At 66.2% G+C, this 24,354-nt stretch carries 23 protein-coding genes; 15 read left to right on the plus strand and 8 right to left on the minus strand.

Annotated features, from left to right (window positions below; all coding sequences use genetic code 11):
- Positions 1–73 precede the first annotated feature (73 nt).
- Positions 74–1,090 carry a UDP-N-acetylmuramate dehydrogenase gene (gene murB, locus AC1RQC_RS08105; RefSeq protein WP_492373104.1) on the plus strand — a complete coding sequence of 339 codons (1,017 nt, stop codon included), beginning with the start codon at positions 74–76 and terminating at the stop codon, positions 1,088–1,090.
- Between the two features lie 19 nt (positions 1,091–1,109).
- Here murB and ppnP read toward each other — a convergent pair whose 3' ends face one another.
- The 3 genes from ppnP to argF form a co-directional block, all read right to left on the minus strand.
- Entirely contained in the window at positions 1,110–1,421 is a 312-nt protein-coding gene (ppnP, locus tag AC1RQC_RS08110) for a pyrimidine/purine nucleoside phosphorylase (protein WP_043349354.1), read from the minus strand.
- Positions 1,422–1,538: 117 nt separating this feature from the next.
- On the minus strand, positions 1,539–2,768 hold the full coding sequence (locus tag AC1RQC_RS08115) for an argininosuccinate synthase (RefSeq protein WP_035867543.1): 1,230 nt from the start codon (positions 2,766–2,768) through the stop codon (positions 1,539–1,541).
- 189 nt (positions 2,769–2,957) lie between these two features.
- Positions 2,958–3,881, minus strand: coding sequence for an ornithine carbamoyltransferase (argF, locus tag AC1RQC_RS08120; protein WP_043349360.1), 924 nt, complete (start codon positions 3,879–3,881; stop codon positions 2,958–2,960).
- Between the two features lie 396 nt (positions 3,882–4,277).
- On the opposite strand from argF, the gene AC1RQC_RS08125 reads away from it, so the two are divergent.
- A complete protein-coding gene (locus AC1RQC_RS08125) occupies positions 4,278–4,577 on the plus strand; it encodes a DUF3579 domain-containing protein (protein ID WP_492882919.1) in 300 nt (99 codons plus the stop codon).
- Positions 4,578–4,834: 257 nt separating this feature from the next.
- On the opposite strand, the gene rpsT is transcribed toward AC1RQC_RS08125, so the two are convergent.
- On the minus strand, positions 4,835–5,101 hold the full coding sequence (gene rpsT / locus AC1RQC_RS08130) for a 30S ribosomal protein S20 (RefSeq protein ID WP_006157537.1): 267 nt from the start codon (positions 5,099–5,101) through the stop codon (positions 4,835–4,837).
- A 380-nt stretch (positions 5,102–5,481) separates the two neighbouring features.
- Between rpsT and murJ the strand changes: the two genes are divergently transcribed.
- A complete protein-coding gene (murJ, locus tag AC1RQC_RS08135) occupies positions 5,482–7,035 on the plus strand; it encodes a murein biosynthesis integral membrane protein MurJ (protein WP_043349366.1) in 1,554 nt (517 codons plus the stop codon).
- A 236-nt stretch (positions 7,036–7,271) separates the two neighbouring features.
- Positions 7,272–8,120: a SirB1 family protein gene (locus tag AC1RQC_RS08140; protein WP_150985991.1), complete on the plus strand. Its 849-nt coding sequence runs from the start codon at positions 7,272–7,274 to the stop codon at positions 8,118–8,120.
- Between the two features lie 49 nt (positions 8,121–8,169).
- Here AC1RQC_RS08140 and AC1RQC_RS08145 read toward each other — a convergent pair whose 3' ends face one another.
- Positions 8,170–8,796 carry a VTT domain-containing protein gene (locus AC1RQC_RS08145; protein WP_241754543.1) on the minus strand — a complete coding sequence of 209 codons (627 nt, stop codon included), beginning with the start codon at positions 8,794–8,796 and terminating at the stop codon, positions 8,170–8,172.
- A 156-nt stretch (positions 8,797–8,952) separates the two neighbouring features.
- Between AC1RQC_RS08145 and mutL the strand changes: the two genes are divergently transcribed.
- From mutL to AC1RQC_RS08160, 3 genes are all read left to right on the plus strand, one after another.
- Positions 8,953–10,983, plus strand: a complete 2,031-nt coding sequence (gene mutL, locus AC1RQC_RS08150; protein ID WP_492882921.1) for a DNA mismatch repair endonuclease MutL — start codon at positions 8,953–8,955, stop codon at positions 10,981–10,983.
- A gap of 28 nt (positions 10,984–11,011) precedes the next feature.
- Complete coding sequence (miaA, locus tag AC1RQC_RS08155; RefSeq protein ID WP_492373106.1) at positions 11,012–11,998, plus strand: tRNA (adenosine(37)-N6)-dimethylallyltransferase MiaA; 987 nt, start codon at positions 11,012–11,014, stop codon at positions 11,996–11,998.
- 109 nt (positions 11,999–12,107) lie between these two features.
- A complete protein-coding gene (locus AC1RQC_RS08160; RefSeq protein WP_416049631.1) occupies positions 12,108–12,611 on the plus strand; it encodes a GNAT family N-acetyltransferase in 504 nt (167 codons plus the stop codon).
- Positions 12,612–12,736: 125 nt separating this feature from the next.
- Here the strand turns inward: AC1RQC_RS08160 and purM are convergent, their stop codons facing one another.
- A complete protein-coding gene (gene purM, locus AC1RQC_RS08165; RefSeq protein WP_183035224.1) occupies positions 12,737–13,789 on the minus strand; it encodes a phosphoribosylformylglycinamidine cyclo-ligase in 1,053 nt (350 codons plus the stop codon).
- 278 nt (positions 13,790–14,067) lie between these two features.
- On the opposite strand from purM, the gene hda reads away from it, so the two are divergent.
- The 8 genes from hda to AC1RQC_RS08205 all read left to right on the plus strand — a co-directional run bounded on the left by hda (position 14,068) and on the right by AC1RQC_RS08205 (position 20,894).
- On the plus strand, positions 14,068–14,775 hold the full coding sequence (gene hda / locus AC1RQC_RS08170; protein WP_043349383.1) for a DnaA regulatory inactivator Hda: 708 nt from the start codon (positions 14,068–14,070) through the stop codon (positions 14,773–14,775).
- Positions 14,776–14,890: 115 nt separating this feature from the next.
- Positions 14,891–15,565 carry a histidinol-phosphatase gene (locus AC1RQC_RS08175; protein ID WP_492829043.1) on the plus strand — a complete coding sequence of 225 codons (675 nt, stop codon included), beginning with the start codon at positions 14,891–14,893 and terminating at the stop codon, positions 15,563–15,565.
- Position 15,566: 1 nt separating this feature from the next.
- The gene (gene pcnB, locus AC1RQC_RS08180; protein WP_492372977.1) at positions 15,567–17,180 is read left to right on the plus strand and encodes a polynucleotide adenylyltransferase PcnB; all 1,614 of its coding nucleotides are present in this window, start codon (positions 15,567–15,569) and stop codon (positions 17,178–17,180) included.
- On the plus strand, positions 17,180–17,698 hold the full coding sequence (gene folK / locus AC1RQC_RS08185; protein ID WP_492372976.1) for a 2-amino-4-hydroxy-6-hydroxymethyldihydropteridine diphosphokinase: 519 nt from the start codon (positions 17,180–17,182) through the stop codon (positions 17,696–17,698). The genes pcnB and folK overlap by 1 nt, the downstream gene beginning before the upstream one ends.
- A gap of 81 nt (positions 17,699–17,779) precedes the next feature.
- Positions 17,780–18,421: a deoxynucleoside kinase gene (locus AC1RQC_RS08190; protein ID WP_492372975.1), complete on the plus strand. Its 642-nt coding sequence runs from the start codon at positions 17,780–17,782 to the stop codon at positions 18,419–18,421.
- A gap of 211 nt (positions 18,422–18,632) precedes the next feature.
- Complete coding sequence (panB, locus tag AC1RQC_RS08195) at positions 18,633–19,454, plus strand: 3-methyl-2-oxobutanoate hydroxymethyltransferase (RefSeq protein WP_492829045.1); 822 nt, start codon at positions 18,633–18,635, stop codon at positions 19,452–19,454.
- A 13-nt stretch (positions 19,455–19,467) separates the two neighbouring features.
- Positions 19,468–20,166: an ABC transporter permease gene (locus tag AC1RQC_RS08200; RefSeq protein WP_492829047.1), complete on the plus strand. Its 699-nt coding sequence runs from the start codon at positions 19,468–19,470 to the stop codon at positions 20,164–20,166.
- Complete coding sequence (locus AC1RQC_RS08205; protein ID WP_492372973.1) at positions 20,163–20,894, plus strand: ATP-binding cassette domain-containing protein; 732 nt, start codon at positions 20,163–20,165, stop codon at positions 20,892–20,894. Before AC1RQC_RS08200 ends, AC1RQC_RS08205 begins: the two co-directional genes overlap by 4 nt.
- Positions 20,895–20,903: 9 nt before the next feature.
- Here the strand turns inward: AC1RQC_RS08205 and pabB are convergent, their stop codons facing one another.
- Both pabB and dnaJ read right to left on the minus strand, forming a co-directional pair.
- Entirely contained in the window at positions 20,904–22,826 is a 1,923-nt protein-coding gene (gene pabB / locus AC1RQC_RS08210) for an aminodeoxychorismate synthase component I (RefSeq protein WP_492882923.1), read from the minus strand.
- A 320-nt stretch (positions 22,827–23,146) separates the two neighbouring features.
- Complete coding sequence (dnaJ, locus tag AC1RQC_RS08215) at positions 23,147–24,295, minus strand: molecular chaperone DnaJ (protein WP_150985979.1); 1,149 nt, start codon at positions 24,293–24,295, stop codon at positions 23,147–23,149.
- Positions 24,296–24,354 lie beyond the last annotated feature (59 nt).

The raw sequence follows: 24,354 nt of genomic DNA on the forward strand, positions 1-24,354 counted from the left end.
GCTTACGTATAATCCAGCCTACCCTGCAGTCCGGTGCCGTCGACCCCGGCGGGCCGCTTCACCTTTCCCTTGCATGGCAGATTTCCTCGAATTTTATCCCCTGCGCCGCCACAATACATTCGGATTCGACGTGCGCGCGCGCTTTGCGGTGCACGTGCGCAGCGAAGCCGACCTGCTGGCCGCCCTGGCCGATCCCCGCGCGCAAGACCTGCCGCTGGTGGTGCTCGGCGGCGGCAGCAATGTGGTCCTTACGCAGGACCTTGACGCGCTCGTGCTGCTGATGGAGATTCCCGGCTACGCGGTGGCCTCGGCGGATGCCGCCCAGCTTGTGACGGCAGGTGCCGGCGAGAACTGGCATGCGCTGGTCTGCCGCACGATCGCCGACGGCCTTCCGGGCCTGGAAAACCTGGCCCTGATCCCCGGCACCGCGGGCGCGGCGCCGATCCAGAACATCGGCGCCTACGGCGTGGAGCTGCGCGAGCGCTTCGACAGCCTGCGCGCGCTCGACCGCCATAGCGGCGAATTCGTCCATCTGACGCTGGAGCAGTGCCAGTTCGCCTACCGGGACAGCCTGTTCAAGCGTGAGGGTCGGGACCGCTACATCATCACCGCCGTCACCCTGCGCCTGCCGCTGCCGTGGCAGCCAGTGCTGGGCTATGCGGAACTGGCGCGCGAGCTGGCGCAAGATCCTGCGGCGCATCCCACGGCAGACCGCATCCGCGACGCGGTGATCGCGATCCGCGCGCGCAAGCTACCCGATCCGGCCCAGGTCGGCAATGCCGGCAGCTTCTTCAAGAACCCGGTGGTGGGCGCCGAGCAGCGCGACGCGCTGCTGGTGCGGTATCCCAACCTGGTCAGCCACGCCCAGCCAGACGGCAGCTACAAGCTGGCAGCCGGCTGGCTGATCGACCAGTGTGGATTCAAGGGGGTCAGCGACGGCCCGGTGGGCGTCTATGGCAAGCAGGCGCTGGTGCTGGTGCACCACGGCGGCGGCACCGGGCAGGCGCTGCTGGCGCTGGCGCACCGCATCGCCGATGCGGTACAAGCCCGCTTCGGCGTGCGAATCGAACCCGAGCCGGTGGTGCTTTAACCCGTCCGGGCTGCCGTGCTCAACCGAAGTGGCAGACGTAGTCCAGCGTTTCGGTCACTTCGATATCGAAGCTGCTGTCGCCGGGCACATTGAACTGCTGGCCAGCGCCATAGGTTTGCCACTGGTCTTCGCCAGCCAGCTTGACGCGGCACACGCCACCATTGATTTCCATGATCTCCGGGGCGCCGGTGTTGAAGGTCAGCGCGGCGGGGAAGATCACGCCCAGCGTCTTGCGGGTGCCGTCCGGGAACAGCACGGTGTGGCTCACGCACTTGCCGTCGAAGTACAGGTTGGCTTTCTTGACGACGGATACGTTGTCGAACTGGCTCACGCTATTTCTCCTTGATGCTCTTGGTTCTGGATGACTGAATCGGGAATACCGGAGGGCAAGGCGGCGCAAAAAAGGGGCCATGATGGCCCCTCTTCTGTTGCATGCCTGCGGTCTGGCTTACTCGCCGCGCTGGCGGCGAGCGTTTTCGGCGATGCGCATGCGCAGCGCGTTCAGCTTGATGAAGCCGCCGGCGTCGGCCTGGTTGTAGGCGCCGCCGTCATCGTCGAAGGTCGCGATGGTCTTGTCGAACAGCGTGTCCTTGGAGTCGCGGGCGACCACGATCACATTGCCCTTGTACAGCTTGACGCGGACCCAGCCATTGACCTTGGCCTGGGTGTGGTCGATCAGCACTTGCAGCGCGCGGCGCTCCGGGCTCCACCAGTAGCCGTTGTAGATCAGGCTGGCGTAGCGCGGCATCAGGTCGTCCTTCAGGTGAGCCACTTCGCGGTCGAGCGTGATCGACTCGATAGCGCGGTGGGCCTTCAGGATGATGGTGCCGCCAGGGGTTTCGTAGCAGCCACGGCTCTTCATGCCGACGTAGCGGTTTTCCACCAGGTCAAGGCGGCCGATGCCGTGCTTGCCGCCCAGGCGGTTCAGCTCGGTCAGCACTTCAGCCGGGGTCATGCGCTTGCCGTTCAGGCCAACGATGTCGCCGCCCTCGAACTCGACGTCCAGGTACTCGGCCGCGTCCGGTGCGTTCTCCGGCGACACGGTCCAGCGCCACATGTCTTCCTCGGCCTCGGCCTTGGGGTCTTCCAGGTGGCGGCCTTCGAAGGAGATGTGCAGCAGGTTGGCGTCCATCGAGTACGGGGCGCCGCCCTTCTTGTGCTTCATGTCGATTTCGATGCCGGCCTTTTCAGCGTAGGCCAGCAGCTTCTCGCGCGACAACAGGTCCCATTCGCGCCATGGGGCGATGACCTTCACGCCCGGCTCGAGGCCGTAGTAGCCCAGCTCGAAGCGAACCTGGTCGTTGCCCTTGCCGGTAGCGCCGTGCGACACGGCGTCGGCGCCAGTGCTGCGCAGGATCTCGATCTGGCGCTTGGCGATCAGCGGACGCGCGATCGAGGTGCCGAGCAGGTACTCGCCTTCATAGACGGCGTTGGCGCGGAACATCGGGAAGACGAAATCGCGCACGAACTCTTCACGCAGGTCGTCGATGAAGATGTTTTCCGGCTTGATGCCGAACTTGAGCGCCTTCTGGCGTGCAGGTTCGAGTTCCTCACCCTGGCCGATGTCGGCGGTAAAGGTGACCACCTCGCACTGATAGGTGTCTTGCAGCCACTTCAGGATCACCGAAGTGTCCAGCCCGCCGGAGTAGGCGAGCACGACTTTCTTGATATCGCTCATGTTCGACTCGATGCGAAAAGTAAGCGCGGCCGGCCACAAAGCCAGTCACGCGAGAAAAAGGGATGCGGAAAAACCGCTATTTTGACACGTCCGCCCCGGCTTGGGCGGCACTTGGCGAGCCGGGCGAGCATGCGGGCACCGGATTGGCGCACCGCATGTGCGTCAATCGTGGCGCCGGCCCGCCAGCGGTCAGTAACGCCCGCAGAGCAGGTATTCCATCAGCGCCTTCTGCACATGCAGGCGGTTCTCAGCCTCTTCCCAGACCACACTCTTGGGGCCGTCGATCACGGCGGCCTCAACTTCCTCGCCGCGATGGGCAGGCAGGCAGTGCATGAACAGGGCATCGTCTCCAGCGCGATCCATCATGGCGGTAGTCACCATCCAGTTCTGGAAGGCGCGCTTGCGCGCGTCGTTCTCGGCCTCGTAGCCCATGCTGGTCCACACGTCGGTGGTGACCAGGTCGGCACCCTGGCAGGCGGTCAGCGGATCGTCGAACACCTTGACCAGATGAGCAGCCGTTGCCGGCACCATGGCCGGATCGAGCTGATAGCCGGGAGGCGCGGAGAAATGGAACGTGAAGCCGAGGCGCTCAGCCGCCTGGATCCAGGTGTAGGCCATATTGTTGGCGTCACCGATCCATGCGACGGTCTTGCCGCGGATGCTGCCACGCTGCTCGATGTACGTGAAGACATCGGCCAGCACCTGGCAGGGATGGTATTCGTTGGTCAGCCCGTTGATCACCGGCACGCGCGAATGCGCGGCGAAACGCTCGATGATTTCCTGGCCGAAGGTGCGGATCATGATGATGTCGACCATGCGCGAGATCACCTGCGCCGCATCCTCGATCGGCTCGCCGCGCCCCAGCTGGGAGTCGCGGGTGTTGAGGAAGACGGCATGGCCACCGAGCTGGTGGATGCCGGCCTCGAACGACAAGCGCGTACGAGTCGAGTTTTTCTCGAAGATCATGGACAGCGTGCGGTCGTGCAGCGGATGCCATGTCTCGTAGTTCTTGAACTTGGTCTTCAGAATCCGTGCGCGGTCCAGCAGGTACTCGTACTCGTCGGGAGTCAGGTCGCTGAACTGGAGGTAATGCTTGATCGAAGTTGGGCTCATAAAACAAAGAAGGCGGCTCGGTGGTGGCACGCCGCCATGAAGGGTTCATGACCTGGCCATGCCGCGGAGCCGCCTTTCGCGTCGCTTACGCAATTTAACTGTAAGAATCATAAGGGATTATTGTGGCTTTGGCGAGCATGCACGGCACCTCGCCCGGCACGGAGGCTTATGCGCGAGTCTTATATAAGATATAATACCGGTTGATTCACGCGGGGCCCGGCATACCCATGCCACCGCCCGCTGCCGGCATCAAAAGTGCCCCCGCCGACACCGACGCCCCCGCCGCCACGGCCGGAATGAAACGAGCTAATCGTTTCCTGGCCGCGTCAAACGGGCTTCCGTTTGGTCAGTCTGGCGGGTTTACCGTCGAGTCACCCGTCTTATCCCCGCAGTCCCATGAATCCCACAGTTCGCGAATACTTCATCCAAGGCATCACCAAGGAAGGCAAGACCTTCCGCCCAAGCGACTGGGCTGAACGACTGTGTGGCGTGATGGCGCAATTCCGCCCCGAGGGCGACACCGGCGACCCCCGCATCACTTACTCACCTTACGTGCGGCCAGTGATAGCCGGCGGGCTGAAGAGCGTGGTGGTCGATGCGCGGCTGCGCGAGATTGAGCCCAAGGCGCTCGACTTCGTGCTCAACTTCGCGCGCGACAACAACCTGCAGCTGGTCGAGGCCTGCTCACTGGAGTGAGTCCACACCGAAGAAGCTGCGGCATGGCCGCAGCTAGCCGCACGCACCCTCAGGACCGGCGCCAGCCCAAAGTACAAAGCAAAAAAAAGCTCGTCAAATGACGAGCTTTTTTATCGGCTGGATACCCCGTAGGAGACCCACCCTGCCGACTGACAACCTGACCAGGACCGTGACACGCCGCCGAAACGGCGCGGTCAACGCAATGGCCGGCGAACAGCCGGAAGGTGCCTGGCTTGCGCCCGGCACCATTGCCTATATCAGGCAGCCATCGACTTGATAGCTGACGACAGGCGCGACTTGTGGCGCGCAGCCTTGTTCTTGTGCACGATCTTCTTGTCGGCAATAGCGTCGATGATCGATTGCGAGTTCTTGAAGATCTCGGCAGCAGCAGCCTTGTCGCCGGCTTCGATCGCCTTGCGAACAGCCTTCACTGCGGTACGCAGACGCGAACGCAGGCTGGAGTTGTGGGCGTTCTGGGCGACGGCCTGGCGCGCGCGCTTGCGAGCTTGTGCGGAATTTGCCATTTAAGTAGATTTCCTGAATTCAGATGCGTGCCCGACGGGAGGACGGAGCAAACCGCGGACACAATTAAGTGCACATCAAGCGACCCGGGATGCACTGGCACACGAATCCGGAACGCAACTAGCCTTGTGAATCGGCAATTATACACACAAGAAAAAGCGGCTGGCAAGCCGAGCCGCACCTCATCTCGAGCAGGGCGAAGCAAAGGCCGATATACGTGCATATCCGGGCGCCTGCGGGGCCAAACCGTATAATACGCGCCACACCGGCCCCGCCCTCGCGTGGCCTCGATGCAACTTTGGCGCGCGCCCGGCGTCTGAACCCGGTTCGCACCGGCGGTCCGACCCACGCTGCTGCCGCCACCCCTTGCCGCCGAACCATCTTGAACCTGCTCAAAGCGCTCGCCACCATCAGCAGCCTGACGATGCTGTCGCGCATCACAGGCCTCATCCGCGAGATCCTGATCGCGCGTGCCTTCGGCGCCTCGGACATGACCGACGCCTTCAACGTGGCATTCCGCATCCCCAACCTGCTGCGCCGGATCTTCGGCGAGGGCGCGTTCTCGCAAGCCTTCGTGCCGATCCTGGGTGAATACCACAGCAAGCGTGGCGAAACCGATACCCGCGCGCTGATCGATGCCGTTGCCACGGTCATGACCTGGGTCCTGATGGGCGTCTCGCTGCTTGGCGTGATCGGCGCGCCGGTGGTCATGATGGTCGTCGCCACGGGCTTTCGCCAGCATGGCGGTGAAACCTATGACGCCGCGGTCTTCATGACACGCGTGATGTTTCCCTACATCGGCTTGATCTCACTGGTGGCGCTGGCCTCCGGCATCCTGAACACCTGGCGCCGCTTTGCCATGCCGGCCTTCACCCCGGTACTGCTCAATATCTGCCTGATCATCGCCGCGCTGTTTGTCGGCCCCCATATGGCGCAGCCGATCTACGCGCAGGCCTGGGGCGTGCTGGTGGGCGGCATCCTGCAGCTGGCGGTGCAGATTCCGGCGCTCCGGCGCCTGGGCGTGATGCCGCGCCTGCGCTTGAACCTGCGCGCGGCCTGGGCAGAGCCCGGCGTGCGCCGCGTCATGCGGCAAATGGCGCCGGCGCTGCTGGCGGTCTCGGTGGCCCAGATCAGCCTGATCATCAATACCAATATTGCCTCGCGCCTGGCCGCCGGCAGTGTGTCTTACCTGACCTATGCCGACCGCCTGATGGAATTCCCAACCGCGCTGCTGGGCGTGGCGCTGGGCACCATCTTGCTGCCGAGCCTGTCGAAAGCCAGCGCCGAGGAAAACCGGGCCGAATACTCCGGCCTGCTGGATTGGGGCCTGCGCCTGACCTTCCTGCTGGCCGTGCCATGCGCGGTGGGGCTGTTCGTGTTCGGCGCGCCGCTCACGGCGGTGCTGTTCAACTATGGCAAGTTCGACGCCCATGCGGTGGAAATGACCCGCCAGGCGCTGGTCTCCTACGGCATCGGCCTGCTGGGACTGATCCTGATCAAGATCCTGGCGCCGGGCTTCTATGCCCGCCAGGACATCCGCACACCGGTCAAGATCGCCCTGCTGGTGCTGGTGATCACGCAGTTGTCCAACTACGTGTTCGTGCCGCGCTTTGGCCATGCGGGCCTGGCGTTGTCGATCAGCTTCGGCGCCACCGTCAACGCGCTGCTGCTGTTCCTGGGCCTGCGCAAGCGCGGCTTCTACTCGCCGGCCAAGGGCTGGTGGTTGTTCCTGGCCCAGTTGCTGACCGCCGTAACGCTGCTGGCGGGCATGCTGTTGTGGTTCGCCCGCAACTTCGACTGGGTCGCCCTGGGTGCCACGCCATTGTTGCGTATCGCCCTGCTGGCCTCGTGCCTGGTACTTGCGGCAGTCGTCTACTTCGGTACACTGTGGCTCATGGGGCTGAGATACTCCGCTTTCAAGCGGAGAGCCGGCTAACAAGCCCCCGCCTGCCAAACCTGCCCTTGTCGCCAGTGCCAGACGGCACCGGGCCAGGGGTCGCGGCAGCGCGCGGTGCAGGGTCAAGGCTACTGAGGTTGTGTCAGAATGAGACGAAGCGGTTCTGCCAAGGCGCGCGACCGCGGACGGTACCAACACCCTACCGTTCGGGAACGCACGCCACGCCGCCAGCATTCATCTGGAACAGCCGCCAGGCCGCATTCAGGAACGCCGCAATGACAACCACGAAAGTCCTGGAATACTTTGCCAGTCTCGTGGCAGACGAGAACGGTATCCCGCTGACAGAGACCGTGCTCTCGATCGCCCAGGATGCCTATCCGGACCTGGACCTGCAGGCCGAGCTCGCAGCGCTCGACATGCTCGCGGTACGCCTGAAACGCCGCGTCGCCGAAGGTACGCCGGCCATCCAGCGCATGCGTCTGCTCAATCATTTCTTCTACCGCGACCTGGGCTTCGGCGCCAACGCGAACGATTACTACGACCCCGACAACTCGTACCTGAACGTCGTGCTCAAGCAGCGGCGCGGCATCCCGATTTCGCTGGCGGTACTCTATATGGAACTGGGCCAGCACATTGGGCTGCCGCTCAAGGGCGTGTCCTTCCCTAACCATTTCCTGGTGCGGATGTCGATCCCGGCCGGTGAGGTGGTGGTGGACCCGCTCACCGGCGAGACCTTGTCAAAGGAACAGTTGCAGGAGATGCTCGACCCGCACCTGGAGCGCGAGGGCATCGCGGATCCCAACGAGGTGCCGCTGGGCCTGTTCCTGCAGGTGGCCAGCCACCGCGAGATCGTGGCGCGCATGCTGCGCAATCTCAAGTCGATTTATCTGCAGGAGTCGCGCTGGCAGCGCTTGCTGGCGGTGCAGAACCGCCTGGTGATCCTGCTGCCCGGCTCGATCGAGGAGGTCCGCGACCGCGGGCTTGCGTATGCCAACCTGGAGTGCTTCCGCCCGGCGCTGGCCGACCTGGAAGCCTATGTGATGGCGCGCCCGGATGCGGCCGACACCACGCAGATCCGCGACCGCATGCCGGCGCTGCGCATGATGAGCCGCAGCGTAAGCTGAAAGTAACCTGAGACTCAGGCGGGGCAGGCCGGGGCCTGCCCCCGCTGGCTCAGGAAGGACGGCGCTTGCCGCCCCGCACGAGCTTCCACAGGCCACCCAGCACCAGCGGTACCACAGCCGCGCCGATGCCCGCCAGCACGATCAGGTTCAGGTACTGCTTGATGAACGGCAGGTTGCCGAAGAAGTAGCCGGCAAACACCAGGCCCAGCACCCAGGCCGCCGCGCCGATCACGTTGAACAGCTGGAACTTGGCGAACGTCATCTGCGACACGCCGGCCACGAACGGCGCGAAGGTACGCACGATCGGCAGGAAACGGGCCATCACCAGCATCTTGCCGCCGTGGCGCTCGTAGAAATCGTGCGTCTTGCGCAGCGCCTGCTGGTCCAGGAAGCGCCAATGGCCGTCGAACACTTTCGGCCCGACCCAGCTGCCGACAAAGTAGTTGACCGTATTGCCGCCGATCGCCGCCACCAGCAGCAGGCCGACCAGCGCCCATTCGTTCATGGCGTGCGTGGCGCAGAAGGCGCCGGCGATAAACAACAGGGAATCGCCCGGGAGAAAAGGCAGCACCACAAGCCCGGTCTCCGCGAACACGATGGCAAAGAGGATGGCGTAGACCCACGCACCGTAGTTCTGGATGACGGTGCCTAGGTATTTGTCGACGTGCAGCAGCATGTCGATGAACTGCAATGCGATATCCAATTCGATCCCCGTTCGATAATTTGCCGACATCATACAAGACCGGACAGGCGCCAAAGTCACCTTGCCCAGCCACTTTTCATCCATCGCGCGCCCATGGGCCAGGCGGCGCACCCACGTATAATTCCGCCCATGCCTGCCCAAGCCCCGCACCCAGCCCAGCCGCTCCGTCCCATCCGCCCCCTGCCCGACCAGCTGATCAGCCAGATCGCGGCCGGCGAGGTGGTGGAGCGCCCCGCCTCCGTGGTCAAGGAACTGCTGGAGAACGCGCTGGACGCCGGCGCCACCCAGCTCAACCTCCGCCTGGAGGAAGGTGGCGTGCGCCGCATCGTGATTGCCGACAACGGCTGCGGTATTCCCGCCGATGAGCTGCCGGTCGCGCTCAAGCGCCACGCCACCAGCAAGATCGCCTCGCTGGACGAGCTTGAAGCGGTACTGACGCTCGGTTTTCGCGGCGAAGCACTGGCCTCGATCGCCTCGGTGTCCGAGCTGACCCTGACCAGCCGCACCGCCAGCGATACCCACGCGATGCAGGTGATCGCCGACACCGGTGTGGTACAGCCCGCATCCGGCGGCGTGGGCACCACCGTCGACGTGCAGCACCTTTACTTCAACACGCCAGCGCGCAGAAAGTTCCTGAAATCCGAACAAACCGAGTTTGGCCACTGCCTGGAGATGGTGCGGCGCGCGGCGCTAGCGCGCCCGGACGTGGCCATCTCGGTCCATCACAATGGCAAGCCGATGGAGCACTGGAACGCCGGCGACGTCGCCACGCGCACCGCCCAGGTGCTGGGCGCCGACTTCGCCAATGCCCGGTTGCCACTGGACGAAGAGGCCGGCAGCTTGCACCTGTATGGCTTTGCCGGGCTGCCCACCGCCTCGCGCGGGCGCCCGGACCAGCAGTTCTTCTTCGTCAACGGCCGCTACGTGCGTGACAAGCTGCTTACCCACGCGGTGCGCAGTGCTTACCAGGACGTGCTGCACGGCGACCGCTTCCCCTCCTACGTGCTGTGCATGGACCTGCCGCCCGAGATGGTGGACGTGAACGTGCACCCGTCCAAGATCGAAGTGCGTTTCCGCGAATCGCGCTCGGTGCACCAGTTTGTCTACCACGCCGTGCAGCGTTGCCTGGCGCGGCAGGCCGGCGAGCAGGGTGACAGCCTGCATACGTCGGTCGACGCAGCCGATCCGGCGGCGGCCGAGCCGATTGGTGGCGCCGGCGGATTCCCGGGCGCGCGAAGCTTTGGCAGCGGCTCCAGCGGCTCCGGTGGCTTCGCCGGATCGGGCAGAAGCGGCGGCATGGGCGGCGGCGCCAGCCCGCGCCCATGGGTCGACTACACGGCCGCCGCACGGCAGACCGAGCTCGGCGTGACCCAGCCCCGGCAGGCCTACCTCGGCATGGTGCGCGACGCAATCCAGCCGGGCGGCGGGTTTTCCCGCGGCCAGGCCACCTATGTCCCGCCGGCCGGCCCGGGCGCCACACCCCCGGCCTGGCTGGCCGATGCGCAAGCCGCGCGCGAGAACGACCCGCCCGGCCTGCTGGACCAGTTGGCCCGCCAGGAACTTCCCGAAGACGAGGCCAGCCCGCTGGGCTATGCCATCGCGCAGCTGCACGGCATCTATGTGCTGGCGCAGAACGCGCGCGGCCTGGTGCTGGTGGATATGCACGCCGCCCACGAGCGCATCCTCTACGAGCAGATCAAGACCGCGCTCGAAGCGCGCGAGCTCGCGGTGCAGTCGCTGCTGATCCCGGTCACGCTCACAGCCAGCCCCGTGGAAATCGGCACGGCCGAGGAGCATCAGGAAACCCTCACCTTGCTCGGCTTCGACATCGCGCAGGTCTCGCCCACCACGCTGGCAATCCGCGCGATTCCCGCTCTGCTCAAGCAGGCCGACACCGAAGCCCTGGCGCGCGACGTGCTGCGCGACCTGCAAGCCTTCGGCGGCTCGCGCGTGCTGGTCGAGCGCCAGAACGAACTGCTGGCCACGCTGGCTTGCCACAGCGCGGTGCGCGCCAACCGCAAGCTCACGCTGGAAGAAATGAACGCGCTGCTGCGCCAGATGGAGCAGACCGAGCGCGCCGACCAGTGCAACCACGGCCGGCCCACCTGGGTGCAACTGACCGTGGCGGAACTCGATCGCCTGTTCCTGCGCGGGCAGTAAGCCGCATGCCCGACGACTCGATGATTCGATGACAACAGCCTCACCCAGCGGCACCGCCGCGCCCGCATCAGGCCACGCGCCGGTGGTCTGCCTGCTCGGCCCCACCGCCTCCGGCAAGACCGCCGCGGCACTGGCGCTGGCCGCGCAGACGCCGATCGAGATCATCAGCCTGGACTCGGCCCTGGTCTACCGCGAGATGGACATCGGCACCGCCAAGCCCTCGCCCGCCGAACTGGCCACGGTGCCGCACCACCTGATCGACATCATCGATCCGGCCGATAGCTACTCGGCCGCCCAGTTCGTCACCGACGCCGAGCGGCTGATCGTGGCGATCCGCGCGCGCGGCCGCGAACCGCTGATCGTCGGCGGCACCATGCTGTACTACAAGGCGCTAACGCAGGGCCTGAACGACCTCCCACAAGCCGATCCGGCCCTGCGTGCCGAGCTGGACGCGCTGGCCGCCGAGCGCGGCTGGCCGGCGCTGCACGCCATGCTGGCCGAGGTGGACCCGGTCACCGCGGCGCGCCTCGCGCCCAACGATGCCCAGCGCATCCAGCGCGCACTGGAGATCCACCGCCTGTCCGGCCAGCCCATGTCGGCGCTGCTGGCGCGGCAGGCCGACGAGCGCGCCTTTGCCGGCGCGGCCGACCGACGCTACCGCGTGATCGCGCTGGAGCCGTCGGACCGCGCCGTGCTGCACGCGCGCATCGCCACCCGCTATGACGCCATGCTGGCCGGCGGCTTTATCGAGGAAGTGCAACGGTTGCGCGCGCGCGGCGACCTGCAGCCTGCGCTGCCCGCGATCCGCTGCGTCGGCTACCGGCAGGTGTGGGAATACCTCGACGGCGAGACCGATTTCGACACCATGCGCGAGCGCGGCCTGGCCGCCACCCGGCAGCTCTGCAAGCGCCAGCTGACCTGGCTGCGCAGCACGCCCGAGCGGGAGGTTGTGGACTGCCTGGCGCAGGACTACGTCGCGCAGGTGGCGCGGCTGGCGCGGATCGGGCAAGCGTAGCGTCAATGGGGAATGGGGAATGGGGAATGGGGAATGGGGAATGGGGAACGAGTGTGACGGATAAGCGATAATCTTCGTTTATATCTTGCCGATGACGTCAAATCCCGCCATGCCTGCCACCGATTTCGTACTGCGCCCCGCCACTTCCGACGATTGCGAAACCTTGCTCGCGCTGATCACGGGACTGGCCGAATACGAGAAACTCACCCACCTGGTCGAAGCCACGCCGGAAAAACTGCGCGAGGCACTGTTTGGCCCGCGCCCGCATGCCGAGGCTGTGCTGGTGGAGGTCCCCGGCGCTCAGGGTCCGCAGGCCGTCGGGTTCGCCTTGTTCTTCCACAATTTCTCGACCTTCCTGGCCAAGCCCGGGCTGTATCTGGAAGATCTCTATGTCGACCCCGCCTGGCGCGGCCATGGGCTGGGCAAGGTCCTGCTCAAGCATCTTGCGGCGCTGGCGGTGGAGCGCGGCTGCGGCCGCTTCGAATGGAGCGTGCTGGACTGGAACACGCCTTCCATTGATTTCTACCGGGCAATGGGTGCGGACGTGATGCCGGACTGGCGAATTTGCCGGGTGACCGGGGACGCGCTGGCGAAGCTGGGCGCGACGGAGTAACTCCGCAGACCGTCGCCATTGCAAACGGTCTTGGCCTGTCCCACAGGCTTCGTTCAGCGCCCGGCGGGCATAAAAAAACGGCGCATGCCTGAGCATGCGCCGTTTTTTTATTGGAGCGGGACCGCTCAGACCACGATGGTCTGTGCCTGGCCTTCTTCACGCTCGCGGATTTCGCCGATCTGCCACACGGCTTCGCCAGCGGCTTGCAGATGGCGAATGGCGCGGTCGGCGTCTTCCTTGGCGACGATCACCACCATGCCGATGCCGCAGTTGAACACGCGGTGCATTTCGTCGTCGGCAACATTGCCCTGGGCTTGCAGCCACTGGAACAGCGGCGGCAGGGTCCAGGCGTCGCGCTGCAGCACGGCGGTCACGTTCTGCGCCAGTACGCGCGGCACGTTCTCGGTCAGGCCGCCGCCGGTGATGTGGGCCATGCCCTTGACCGGCAGGGTCTCGATCAGCGACAGCAGCGGCTTCACGTAGATGCGGGTGGGCGCCATGATGGCGTCCTGCAGGCGCTGGCCGTGGAAGTCTGCGTTCAGGTCCGGCTTGGCCACTTCGATGATCTTGCGCACCAGCGAGTAGCCGTTGGAGTGCGCGCCCGACGAAGCCAGGCCCAGCACCACGTCGCCCGGCACGATGGTGGTACCGTCGATGATGCGGCTCTTCTCCACGGCGCCGACCGCGAAGCCGGCCAGGTCGTACTCGCCGTCGGGGTACATGCTGGGCATTTCGGCGGTTTCGCCACCGATCAGCGCGCAGCCGGACAGCTCGCAGCCATGGGCGATGCCCTTGATCACGGTCGCCGCGGTTTCCACGTCGAGCTTGCCGCAGGCGAAGTAGTCGAGGAAGAACAGCGGCTCAGCACCCTGCACCAGGATGTCGTTGACGCTCATGGCGACCAGGTCCTGACCCACGGTGTCGTGGCGGTTCAGCTGGAAGGCCAGCTTGAGCTTGGTGCCCACGCCGTCGGTGCCGGAAACGAGCACCGGTTCCTTGTATTTCTTGGACAACTCGAACAGTGCGCCGAAGCCCCCGATGCCGGCCATCACGCCTTCGCGCATGGTGCGCTTGGCGAACGGCTTGATGCGGTCGACGAGCGCGTCGCCCGCGTCGATATCGACGCCGGCATCGCGGTAGGAGAGGCCTGCCTGGCCGGAAGTGGGGGATGCGCTCATGGGAACCTGCTTTTCCTGGAGTATGAAGTGAGGAATGCGGCGCTCACGACGGCGATTTGCGGCCGCGAGTCCAGTAGAATTGCAATTTTAACGGATACGGGCTTCCGGCTTCCAGTTTCCGGTGTTCCGTGTCATGAAGTATTGTCCGCAGCCATTCCCGATGAAGATGATTCCGGCAGCCACCGGCCGTTCTGCCCGCGCCCTACAGGCGGTCAGCGCCTGCCAGCCGCGACGCGTTTACCTGACAGATGATTCGCACAACAAGTAACCGATAAGTCATGTTTCAGCGTCCCAAGCAGCTATCGCTTGAACTTGGCAGTCCGCCGCCCTCGACCTTCGAGAATTTTTTCGTTGCGGTCAACCGCGAGCCGGTGCAGCGCCTGCGCGACCTGGCCACGGCAGTAGCGCAGGAGCGGGCCGCCGACCGCCTGATCTACCTGTGGGGCGAAGTGGGCTCGGGCCGCACCCACCTGCTGCATGCGGTCTGCGACAGTGGCTACCAGGCCGGCATCCGTTGCCGCTACCTGAGCCCGCATCACGCCTTGTCGGACTTCATCTTCGACCCGAGTTGCCAGCTCTACACCGTGGACGATGTGGAACTGCTCGACGAAGCGCGCCAGATCGCCGTGTTCTCGCTGTACAACGAGGTCCGGGCTCACGTGCGCACCGCCATCGTGGTGGCCGGCAGCCAGGCGCCGCTGGCCATGCCGGTGCGCGAGGACCTGCGCACGCGGCTGGGCTGGGGCCTGGTCTATCAGCTGGCACCGCTGTCGGACGAGGACAAGATGGCGGCGCTGGTGCAGGCCGCGCGCGAGCGCGGGCTGCAGCTTTCGCCGGAAATCCCGCACTGGCTGGTCACGCGCAAATACCGCGACATGCCCAGCCTGATGGCGCTGTTGGACGCACTGGACACCTATTCGCTGGAACGCAAGCGCGCCGTCACGCTGCCCCTGTTGCGGGAAATGTTTGCCGAGTTGCGCGAGTGAGCCAGAGCCTGCGCGCCAGCGCGCGTGACCCATGGCATGCACCGTGCTTGCCTTTGTTGGCATCCAGAGACGTTAAGAAAGCTCTCACAGTCACGTTAATGTAAAATCGCCGCCCATGAATCTGGCATTGTTCGACCTCGACCACACCTTGCTCCCGACCGACAGCGACCACGAATGGGGCCGCTTCCTGGTGCGCCTGGGCGTTGTCGACGAGGAATTCTACCGCCGCAGGAACGACGAGTTCTTCGGCCATTACAAGGCTGGCACCCTGGATATCCAGGCTTTCCTGCGTTTCGCGCTGGCGCCGCTGGCGGCCAATCCGCGCGACCACCTGGAAGCGTTGCGCAGCCAGTTCATGCGTGAAGTGATCGATCCGGTCATCACGCCGCAGGCGCGTGCACTGGTCTACAAGCACCTCGACGCCGGCGACCTGTGCGCCGTGGTCACCGCTACCAATAGTTTCGTCACCGCCCCGATCACGGCGGCTTTCGGTATCAAGCACCTGATCGCCACCGAGCCGGCCACCGCCAACGGCAAGCCCGACGGCGCCTTCACCGGCGAAGTGGATGGCATCCCCAGCTTCCGCGAGGGCAAGATAACCCGGGTGGAAGCCTGGCTAAAGAGCATGGGCACCCATTGGGATGCCTTCGAAAACACCACCTTCTACAGCGACTCGGCCAACGACCTGCCGCTGCTGGAGAAGGTCAGCGAGCCGATCGCCGCCAACCCGGACGATCGCCTGCGTCACCACGCCGCCGCGTCAGGCTGGCGCATCATGGACCTGTTCTGACGTGATCAAAAAGCTAATCAACCGGCTGCTAGGCAAGCCGGGCACCCAGCAGCGCCCCGTCAAACGCCGCGGCCAGCGCGCCCATGCGCCGAATATCGTTGCGCATGCCGAGCACCAGATCGACCAGTCGCTGATCTCGCGCAACGCCATCAAGGTCACCTCCACGCTGCAGCAGGCGGGCTACGAGGCGTTTATCGTCGGCGGCGCGGTGCGCGACCTGCTGCTGGGCATCAAGCCCAAGGACTTCGACGTCGCCACCAACGCCACGCCTGACCAGGTGCAGGCGCTGTTCCGCCGCTCGCGCATCATCGGCCGGCGCTTCCAGATCGTGCACGTGACGTTCTATGGCGGGCGCGAGCAGGAAATCATTGAAGTCTCCACCTTCCGCGCGCTGGTCGACGCGGTCGCCAGCGAGACCTTGCCCGAAGGGCGCCGCCTCAAGCGCTCCGAGCTCGACAGCAAGACCCACGCGATCGATGCCTCTGGCCGCGTGCTGCGCGACAACGTGTGGGGCTCGCAGGCCGAAGACGCGGAACGCCGCGACTTCACCATCAACGCGATGTACTACGACCCCGCCCAGCAACTAGTGTACGACTACCACCAGGGCATGGAGGACATCCGCGCACGCACGCTGCGCATGATCGGCGATCCGGTCACACGCTACCGCGAAGACCCCATCCGCATGCTGCGCGTGGTGCGCTTCGCCGCCAAGACCGGGTTCACGATCGACGAGGACACCCGCCAGCCGATCGCCGACCTGGCCTCGCTGATCCACAATGTGCCCAGCGCGCGCCTGTTCGACGAGATGCTCAAGCTGCTGATGTCAGGCCATGCCTGGGCGTCGCTGCAGGAGCTGCGCAAGGCTGGCCTGCACCGCGGCCTGCTGCCGCTGCTGGATGTCGCGCTGGAGCAGCCGATGGGCCAGCGCTTCGTGCAACTGGCGCTGGACAACACGGACCAGCGTGTGCAGGTTGGCAAGCCGGTCTCGCCGGGCTTCCTGTTTGCCGCGCTGCTTTGGCACCACGTGCTGCAGCGTTGGACCACGCTGCGCGAGCAAGGCGAACACGCCATCGCCGCGCTCAATATCGCCATGGACGACGTGCTGGAACGCCAGACCGGCCAGCTCGCCATCCAGCGCCGCTTTGTCACCGACATGCGGGACATCTGGGGCATGCAGCCGCGCTTCGAGAAGCGCGTGGGCCGCATGCCGTTCCGCCTGATCGAATCGCCGCGCTTCCGTGCCGGCTTCGATTTCCTCTACCTGCGCTGCGAATCCGGCGAGCAGCCGGCCGAGCTGGCGAAATGGTGGCAAGACTTCCAGGATGCCGATAGCCACGGCCGCGAGGACCTGATCGAGGCAGTGCGCCCGGTGCGCGGCGCCGGCAAGCAAGGCGGCGGCGGCAGCGGCGGCGCGGGCGATGCCGAAGGCTTTGAACCCGCCGGAGATGGCGATAGCAGCGACAGCGGCGGCCCGGCACGCAAGAAGCGCCGCCGGCGCAGTCCGCGGAAATCGGATAAAGTTTCTCCGCGGAGTGATATGGACGCGAGCCAGGAATCCGGCTCCACTGCAGACCGGAAAACCGGCAAGGTACGCGTCCAGCCGGAGGAATCGTAATGACACTTGCCTTTATCGGCATCGGAGCCAACCTGGGTGACGCCCGGCAGGCTCTGAAAGATGCCATCGTGTGCCTGGCCCAGCAGGTCGGCATCACGGTGCTGGCGAGATCGTCGCTCTATCGCACGGCCCCGGTCGATGCGACGGGCAACGACTATTACAACGCGGTGGTCAAGGTGGAGACCTCGTTCACCGCCGCCCAGCTATTGCGCATCTGTCACCACATCGAGGATCAGTTTGGCCGCGAGCGGCCTTTCCGCAACGCACCACGCACCCTCGACCTGGACCTGCTGGTCTTTGGCGACGAAATCCACCAGGACGAAAAGCTGGTGGTGCCGCATCCACGCCTGGCCGAACGCGCCTTCACGCTGGTGCCGCTGCTTGAGCTGGATGCCGAACTGGTTGTCCCCGGCCTTGGCCGCGCGGCGGATTACCTGGCCGCGGTCAGCACGCAGCGCGTCGAGAAGGTCTCCTTTTGCAAGTGCACGCGGCAACTGGACGCGCGCAGCGATTCCTGAAGCCATGGCCGGCAGCGGCAAGCCGGCCCCGCTTTATCCGCCCTGTACTGTGTAGTTCCCCCTAGCCGACCGGACCCGCCCATGCTCGAACACCTGCGCCGCATTGTGGTGGAAGGCCCCATCGGAGCCGGCAAGACCGCGCTCGCGCAACGCCTGGCGCAAACCCTGCGCACCGGCGAATTGCTCGATGCTGCGCGCGAAAACCCCTTCCTGGAACGCTACTACCGCGAGCCCGCGCGATACGCGCTGCCGCTGCAGCTGTCGCTGATGAACCAGCGCGCGCAGCAGCTCAAGGCTTGGCAGGCGGCACTGCTGGCGGGCCAGCGCGTGGTAGGCGATTTCCTGCACACCCGGGACCGCCTCTACGCCGGGCTGACCCTGCCCGAGGACGAACTCGCGCTGTACGACGCCCTCGCCGCGCGCCTGCCGGCCCAAGGCCAGCGTGTAGACCTCGTCATCGTGCTGCAGGCCTCACCCGCCCTGCTGCGCGAGCGCATCGCCCGGCGCAACGCGCCTGGCGAGTCCAGCATCGACGATGCCTATCTGGAGCGATTGTCGGATGCCTACGGCGAGCTGTTCCATCGCTACGACGAAGCACCGGTCATGATCGTCGACACCGCCCACTTCAGCCCGGTAGACAACGACGCCGATTTCCGTACACTACTGTCGCGCATCGAAAACATGCGTGGCCGCAAGGCCTTTCTCAATCTCGCTGCGCCCTGACAGGCTCTCCCGCCTGCCAGCCTTCACCATAACGACAGCAGTCGCTGCCGCGAATCCCGTGGCCCCATCCTGGGGCCGAGCGCCTCGCGCAGTACGAACTGAAAGGGGCAAAGGCCTTGCCGCACGGATGCAGATGCGTTGATGCACCGATCATGAATGCACTGCCGCATTGCGGCCGGCCCGTCTCCCGTCTCTCTACCGGCCCAACGTCATGAGTTACCTCCTCGACCCCTCCCGCAAGACCGTCACCATCCCCAAGCTGCAAGCGATGCGCGCCGCCGGCGAAAAAATCGCCATGCTGACCGCCTACGACTCCAGCTTCGCCGCGCTGCTCGACTACTGCGGGGTCGAGGTGCTGCTGGTCGGCGACTCCCTTGGCAATGTCATGCAAGGCCAGCAGACCACGCTGCCCGTGACGCTCGAACAGATTGTCTATCACACCGAATGCGTGGCACGCGGCAACCAGAGCGCGCTGCTGGTGGCGGACCTGCCATTCGGCACCTATCCCACCCCGGAAGCCACCTTCACCAGCGCCGTGGCGTTGATGCGGGCCGGCGCGCAAATGGTCAAGCTGGAGGGCGGCGACTGGCTCGCGCCCACCGTCAAGTTCCTGGTCGAGCGCAGCATTCCGGTGTGCGGCCACATTGGCCTGACGCCGCAGTCGGTGCACGCGCTGGGCGGCTTCAAGGTGCAGGGCAAGACCGACGAAAGCGCGGCGCAGCTCAAGCGCGACGCGCTCGCGCTGCAAGCCGCGGGCGCCCAGCTGATCGTGATGGAAGCGGTGCCGGCGGCTGTGGCCGGCGTGGTCACCGGCCTACTGACGATCCCGACCATCGGCATCGGCGCCGGCGCGGATTGCTCCGGCCAGGTACTGGTGCTGCAGGACATGATCAACGTCTACCCGGGCCGCAAGGCCAAGTTCGTGCGCAACTTCATGGAAGGCGCCGGCTCGATCGAGGCCGCCGTGCGCGCCTACGTGGCGGCCGTGAAGGACGGCAGCTTCCCGGCCGTCGAGCACACCTTCTCGGCCTGAGCGCGCGCCGGCAATGGAGATCGGTGCCGCCACCGCCGCGGCCTTTGCGCTTCTGGCCAGCGGTGACGGCGCCATCTGGTTCATCGTCTGGACCTCGCTGGTGGTGGCCGTGCTCGGGCTGGCGATGGCCGCCGTGCCCGCCATCGGCGCGGCCTACCTGATCGCCACCCACGATTTTCCCGGGCGGCGTGTGGTGGTGGTGGTGGCGCAGGCCTTCCTCTCCTTCCCGACCGTGCTGGTCGGGCTGGTCCTCTACCTGCTGTTCACCCGCCACGGGCCGCTGGGCAACTTCTCCTTGCTGTTTACCCGCAGCGGCATGGTGCTCGGACAGGCGGTGATCGGCTTCCCGGTGGTGCTGGCGTTTGCCCTGTCCACCTTGCAGGGGGCGGATGCGCGGCTGCGTGAAACCGCCTGGGTACTGGGTGCCGGGCGCTGGCGAACCTTTTTCACCGTCCTGCGCGAGATGCGCTTTGGCCTGATGGCCGCACTGGTGGCGGGCTTTGGGCGGGTCATCGCCGAAGTCGGCTCGGCACTGATGATCGGCGGCAATATCGAAGGCGCCACCCGGACCATCACCACCGCCATCGCGCTGGAAACCAGCAAGGGAGAATTCGCCCAGGGTATTGCGCTGGGCGTTGTGCTGATCGCACTGGCAGTGCTCGTCAATGTGATGCTGGCGTGGCTGCAAGGCGCGGGAGGATTTCGCCGATGAGCACCCTGCCCGCGCGCCGCACGCCTGACGGGCAGGCGTTGCCGCCTTCCCAGCTGCCGCCGCTGCTGACGGTGCGCGGCTTGCAGCGCCAGGTAGGCGCGCGGGGGCTGTTCGATATTGCCGAGCTTGCCTTCCCGCGCGCCGCTGTGGTTGTGCTGACCGGTGTCAATGGCGCGGGCAAGAGCACGCTGCTGCGCATGGTGGCGGGGCTGGAGCGCGCACCCGGCGCGACCGTGGCCTGGACCAGCGCGGACGGCACGCCGCACAACGCCGCACTCGATCCGCTGCCCGCCGCGCTGCGCCAGCGCATTGCCTACCTGCACCAGCATCCCTACCTGTTTCGCACCTCGGTGCGCGAGAACATCGCCTATGGCCTGAAGGCGCGTGGCATGCCCGACGACGAAGTCAGGCGGCGCGTGGGAGCCGCGCTGGGCTGGGCCGGCATCACGCACGTGCAGGACACCGCCCCCGAATGCCTGTCCGGCGGCGAGGTGCAGCGCGTGGCACTGGCCCGCGCCAAGGTGCTGGAGCCCGATTTGCTGCTGCTGGACGAGCCCACCTCCAGCCTGGACGGCCACGCTCGCGAGCAGGTGATCGGCCTGGTGCAGGACCTGGCCGCCGAAGGCCGCAGCGTGGTGATGGTCTGCCACGATCGCGAGTTGATCAACCTGCCGGGCGTGGTGCGCTGGAAGCTTGGCGACGGGCGGCTGGATACGCGCCACCCCTGAACGCCTGGATCAGGCTGTTGCCGGCAACTCCGCCAATAGCACGCCCCGCAACGAATTCGCCAGCGCTAGTGCCTCCGCGCTCAGCAGCATGGCCCGCGTGACAACCGCCTCGCGCACCGTCCCGCCGAGGTAGCGTGCACCTTCGCCCAGCACCGCAGCGCGCATCACGCCGGGCAGGATATCGGCGGCTAGCGGCGGCGTTAGCCACTCGCCTTCCACCTTGACGAACACCGAGCTGCGGCCGCCTTCGAGCAGCTCGCCGCGGGCGTTGAAGAAGAGGCTGTCGAAGGCGCCGGCGCGCTCGGCCGCTTGCCAGCCGGCGTCATAGACGGCGCGCGCGCTGGTCTTGTGGCGGCGCAACGCGTCCGCGACCGGCAGCGCCTGCGCGGCCAGCACCACGCGCACCGGGGCCGCGGCGAGCGGCGCCACCGGGCCGTGGGCAACGGTGAAGCTGCCCGCCTTGTCCAGCGCCAGCCGCAGGCGCCAGGTGCCGGCCCCGAGATCCGCCACGGCCGCCTGCACCAACGCCAACGCGCGAGCGTGCTCAAACCCGAAGCCGAAGCACGCAGCGGAAGCCGCCAGCCGCACCAGATGCTGATCCAGGCGCTGGCACGCCCCGTCTTCCACCCGCATGGTTTCGAACAAGGTAAAGCCCGGATCGTGCGCGGTCAGGAAGCGCGCCTTCCAGCCGCACTCGGCAAATTCGCCCGCGGCGTCGCTGTCATGCACGATGCCACCGCCCACGCCCATCTCGCCCGCGCGCAGTCCGTCGGCGCCCTGCGCGCCCAATACCAGCGTGCGGATGGCGACCGACAGCGCAAAGGCACCCGGCCATGCCTGCGCTTGCCCTTCGCCGGGCGCGTCAATCCAGCCGAGCGAGCCGGTGTAAAGGCCGCGCGGCGCGCGCTCCAGCTCGCCGATGATCTCCATGGTGCGCCGCTTGGGCGCGCCGGTGATGGAGCCGCAGGGAAACAGCGCGCGCATCAGATCCGCCAGGCTGGTGCCGGCGCGCGCCTTGGCAGTCACGGTGGAGGTCATCTGCAGCACCTGGCCGAAGGGCTGCACCACGAAGCGATCGGGCACGGCCACCGTACCCGGCACCGCGACGCGGCCCAGGTCGTTGCGCAGCAGGTCGACGATCATCACGTTCTCGGCGCGGTTCTTCGGGTCGGCCGCCAGCGCCAGCGCGGCCTCGGCATCGCGCGCGTCGTCACCCGTGCGCGGCGCCGTGCCCTTCATCGGGCGGGTGAGCAACTGGCCCTGGCCGTCATGCCGGACGAACAATTCCGGCGACAGCGACAGCACCCAGCCATCGCCCGGCAGCCGCGCCAGCGCGGCGTAGGGCACCGGCTGAGCGGCGCGCAGCGCGGCATACAGCGCCAGCGGATCGCCGAAAGCGGCAAAGCGCAGCCGCTGCGTGAAGTTGACCTGGTAGGTATCGCCAGCCTCGATCCACTGGTGGATCCGGGCAATGGCCGCGTGGAAGGCGGCTTCCGGCGTGTCGGCCGTGACGTCCATCACGCCGGCCGGTTCGCCCGAGGACGGCGCCAGCCACTGCGCGACCTCCCGCGTGTCCAGCCGGCGCATCTGCCGGAACCACAGCAGGCGCAGCGCGCCGTCATGGAAAGGCAGCGCGTGGTCGACATGGACCGGCACGCCGACCAGCGGGCCGCCGAATTCGTAGGGGGCGAGCAGCGTGGCATGCCAGCCCTGGCGCCAGCCTTCGGCCAGCATGGCGTCGAGCGCGTCGAGCTCGGAGGCGTCGGGCAGCGCATCTTCACGGGCGAAGCCGGTGTACAGGCGCGAAGATGCCTCGCCGGGGGCGGCGGTGGCGTCGTCAAGCAGGACGAAGGGCTCGGCGGCGCCGGCAGAGCCGGATTCGGGCGCTTGTGAGATTGAGGAAGAAGACGAGCGGGTCAGGGAGACTGCCACGGGAAATCACCAGCATAAATTGAGGTCGCCATAAAGCGGGCGACATTGCATTATCGCGCGCCCGCCCTCTCCCCCGGCCCCTCTCCCACAAGTGGGAGAGGGGAGCAAACCTGAGGCACCGGCCGAAGTCGCGGAGCGGGCCAAAGCCGCCCGCCCTGACGACGGCTTTCGCTCCCTCTCCCCTCAGGGGGAGAGGGCTGGGGAGAGGGGTGGCTTAGCTAGGAGCCAGTTCAAGCGAAGCCCACGGTTTTTTCGGCGCCCTCAAAACAAAAAAGCCGGCCACGCATCAACGCGTGGCCGGCCGCATGCCCCAAGCCGGATCAGCTGAAGAAGCTCTTCACCTTGTCGAGCCAGGATTGCTCCTGCGGGCTGTGGCGCGAGCCGCCTTCATGCACCGAGCGATCGAACTGGCGCAGGATGTCCTTCTGCGCCTCGGTCAGCTTGACCGGCGTTTCCACGTTCACGTGCACGTAGAGGTCGCCGGGGTAGCCCGAGCGCACACCCTTGATGCCCTTGCCGCGCAGGCGGAAGGTCTTGCCGGGCTGGGTGCCTTCCGGCACCGGGAAGCTGGCCTTGCCGCCCAGCGTGGGCACTTCCAGGTCGCCGCCCAGCGCCGCGGTGGCGAAGGAAATCGGCATCTGGCAGTGCAGGTCGTCGCCGTCGCGCTCGAACACCGCGTGCTGCTTGATGTGGACTTCCACATACAGGTCGCCCGGGGGGCCACCGTTGATGCCCGGCTCGCCATTGCCCGAGGAGCGGATGCGCATGCCCTCGTCGATGCCGGCGGGAATCTTCACTTCCAGCGTCTTCTGCGACTTCAGCTTGCCCTGACCGTGGCACTTGGTGCACGGCTTGGGGATGTGCTTGCCGGTGCCGTGGCACTTGGGGCAAGTCTGCTGCATCGAGAAGAAGCCTTGCGACACGCGCACCTGGCCCGCGCCATGGCAGGTCGGGCAGGTTTCGACGTTGGTGCCGGGCTCGGCGCCATTGCCGTGGCAATGCTCGCACTCGTCCCAGTGGGGCACCCGGATCTGCGCGTCGTGGCCGTGGGCGGCCTGCTCCAGCGTGATTTCCATGCTGTAGCGCAGGTCAGCACCGCGGTACACCTGCGGGCCGCCGCCACGGCGTCCGCCGCCAGCCTGGCCGCCTTGCTGGCCAAAAATATCGCCGAAGATGTCGCCGAAGGCTTCGGCGAAACCGCCGTAGGCCTGGCCGCCGCCGCCGAAGCCGCCCGCCATGTTGGGGTCGACACCGGCGTGGCCGTACTGGTCGTAGGCTGCCTTCTTCTCAGGGTCCGAAAGCATCTCGTAGGCCTCTTTGACCTCCTTGAACTTCTCTTCGGAATCCTTGCTGTCCGGATTGCGGTCCGGGTGGTGCTTCATCGCCAGCTTGCGATAGGCCTTCTTGATCTCGTCGTCGCCGGCGTTCTTGCCCACCCCGAGCACTTCGTAAAAGTCACGTTTTGCCATGGTGGCTGCTTACCTGATGGGCCCGGAAGCGTCCAAAGCCCGCCCGGGCGAAATAGCAA

It is taken from the genome of Cupriavidus sp. GW822-FHT03E04, assembly GCF_058801495.1.

Bases quoted from the DNA above. Each gene is read 5' to 3' on its own strand.
- murB (WP_492373104.1), top strand. From the start codon at position 74: ATGGCAGATTTCCTCGAATTTTATCCCCTGCGCCGCCACAATACATTC.
- AC1RQC_RS08115 (WP_035867543.1), bottom strand. From the start codon at position 2,768: ATGAGCGATATCAAGAAAGTCGTGCTCGCCTACTCCGGCGGGCTGGAC.
- argF (WP_043349360.1), bottom strand. From the start codon at position 3,881: ATGAGCCCAACTTCGATCAAGCATTACCTCCAGTTCAGCGACCTGACT.
- AC1RQC_RS08125 (WP_492882919.1), top strand. From the start codon at position 4,278: ATGAATCCCACAGTTCGCGAATACTTCATCCAAGGCATCACCAAGGAA.
- rpsT (WP_006157537.1), bottom strand. From the start codon at position 5,101: ATGGCAAATTCCGCACAAGCTCGCAAGCGCGCGCGCCAGGCCGTCGCC.
- AC1RQC_RS08140 (WP_150985991.1), top strand. From the start codon at position 7,272: ATGACAACCACGAAAGTCCTGGAATACTTTGCCAGTCTCGTGGCAGAC.
- AC1RQC_RS08145 (WP_241754543.1), bottom strand. From the start codon at position 8,796: ATGCTGCTGCACGTCGACAAATACCTAGGCACCGTCATCCAGAACTAC.
- mutL (WP_492882921.1), top strand. From the start codon at position 8,953: ATGCCTGCCCAAGCCCCGCACCCAGCCCAGCCGCTCCGTCCCATCCGC.
- miaA (WP_492373106.1), top strand. From the start codon at position 11,012: ATGACAACAGCCTCACCCAGCGGCACCGCCGCGCCCGCATCAGGCCAC.
- AC1RQC_RS08160 (WP_416049631.1), top strand. From the start codon at position 12,108: ATGCCTGCCACCGATTTCGTACTGCGCCCCGCCACTTCCGACGATTGC.
- purM (WP_183035224.1), bottom strand. From the start codon at position 13,789: ATGAGCGCATCCCCCACTTCCGGCCAGGCAGGCCTCTCCTACCGCGAT.
- hda (WP_043349383.1), top strand. From the start codon at position 14,068: ATGTTTCAGCGTCCCAAGCAGCTATCGCTTGAACTTGGCAGTCCGCCG.
- AC1RQC_RS08175 (WP_492829043.1), top strand. From the start codon at position 14,891: ATGAATCTGGCATTGTTCGACCTCGACCACACCTTGCTCCCGACCGAC.
- folK (WP_492372976.1), top strand. From the start codon at position 17,180: ATGACACTTGCCTTTATCGGCATCGGAGCCAACCTGGGTGACGCCCGG.
- AC1RQC_RS08190 (WP_492372975.1), top strand. From the start codon at position 17,780: ATGCTCGAACACCTGCGCCGCATTGTGGTGGAAGGCCCCATCGGAGCC.
- panB (WP_492829045.1), top strand. From the start codon at position 18,633: ATGAGTTACCTCCTCGACCCCTCCCGCAAGACCGTCACCATCCCCAAG.
- AC1RQC_RS08200 (WP_492829047.1), top strand. From the start codon at position 19,468: ATGGAGATCGGTGCCGCCACCGCCGCGGCCTTTGCGCTTCTGGCCAGC.
- AC1RQC_RS08205 (WP_492372973.1), top strand. From the start codon at position 20,163: ATGAGCACCCTGCCCGCGCGCCGCACGCCTGACGGGCAGGCGTTGCCG.
- dnaJ (WP_150985979.1), bottom strand. From the start codon at position 24,295: ATGGCAAAACGTGACTTTTACGAAGTGCTCGGGGTGGGCAAGAACGCC.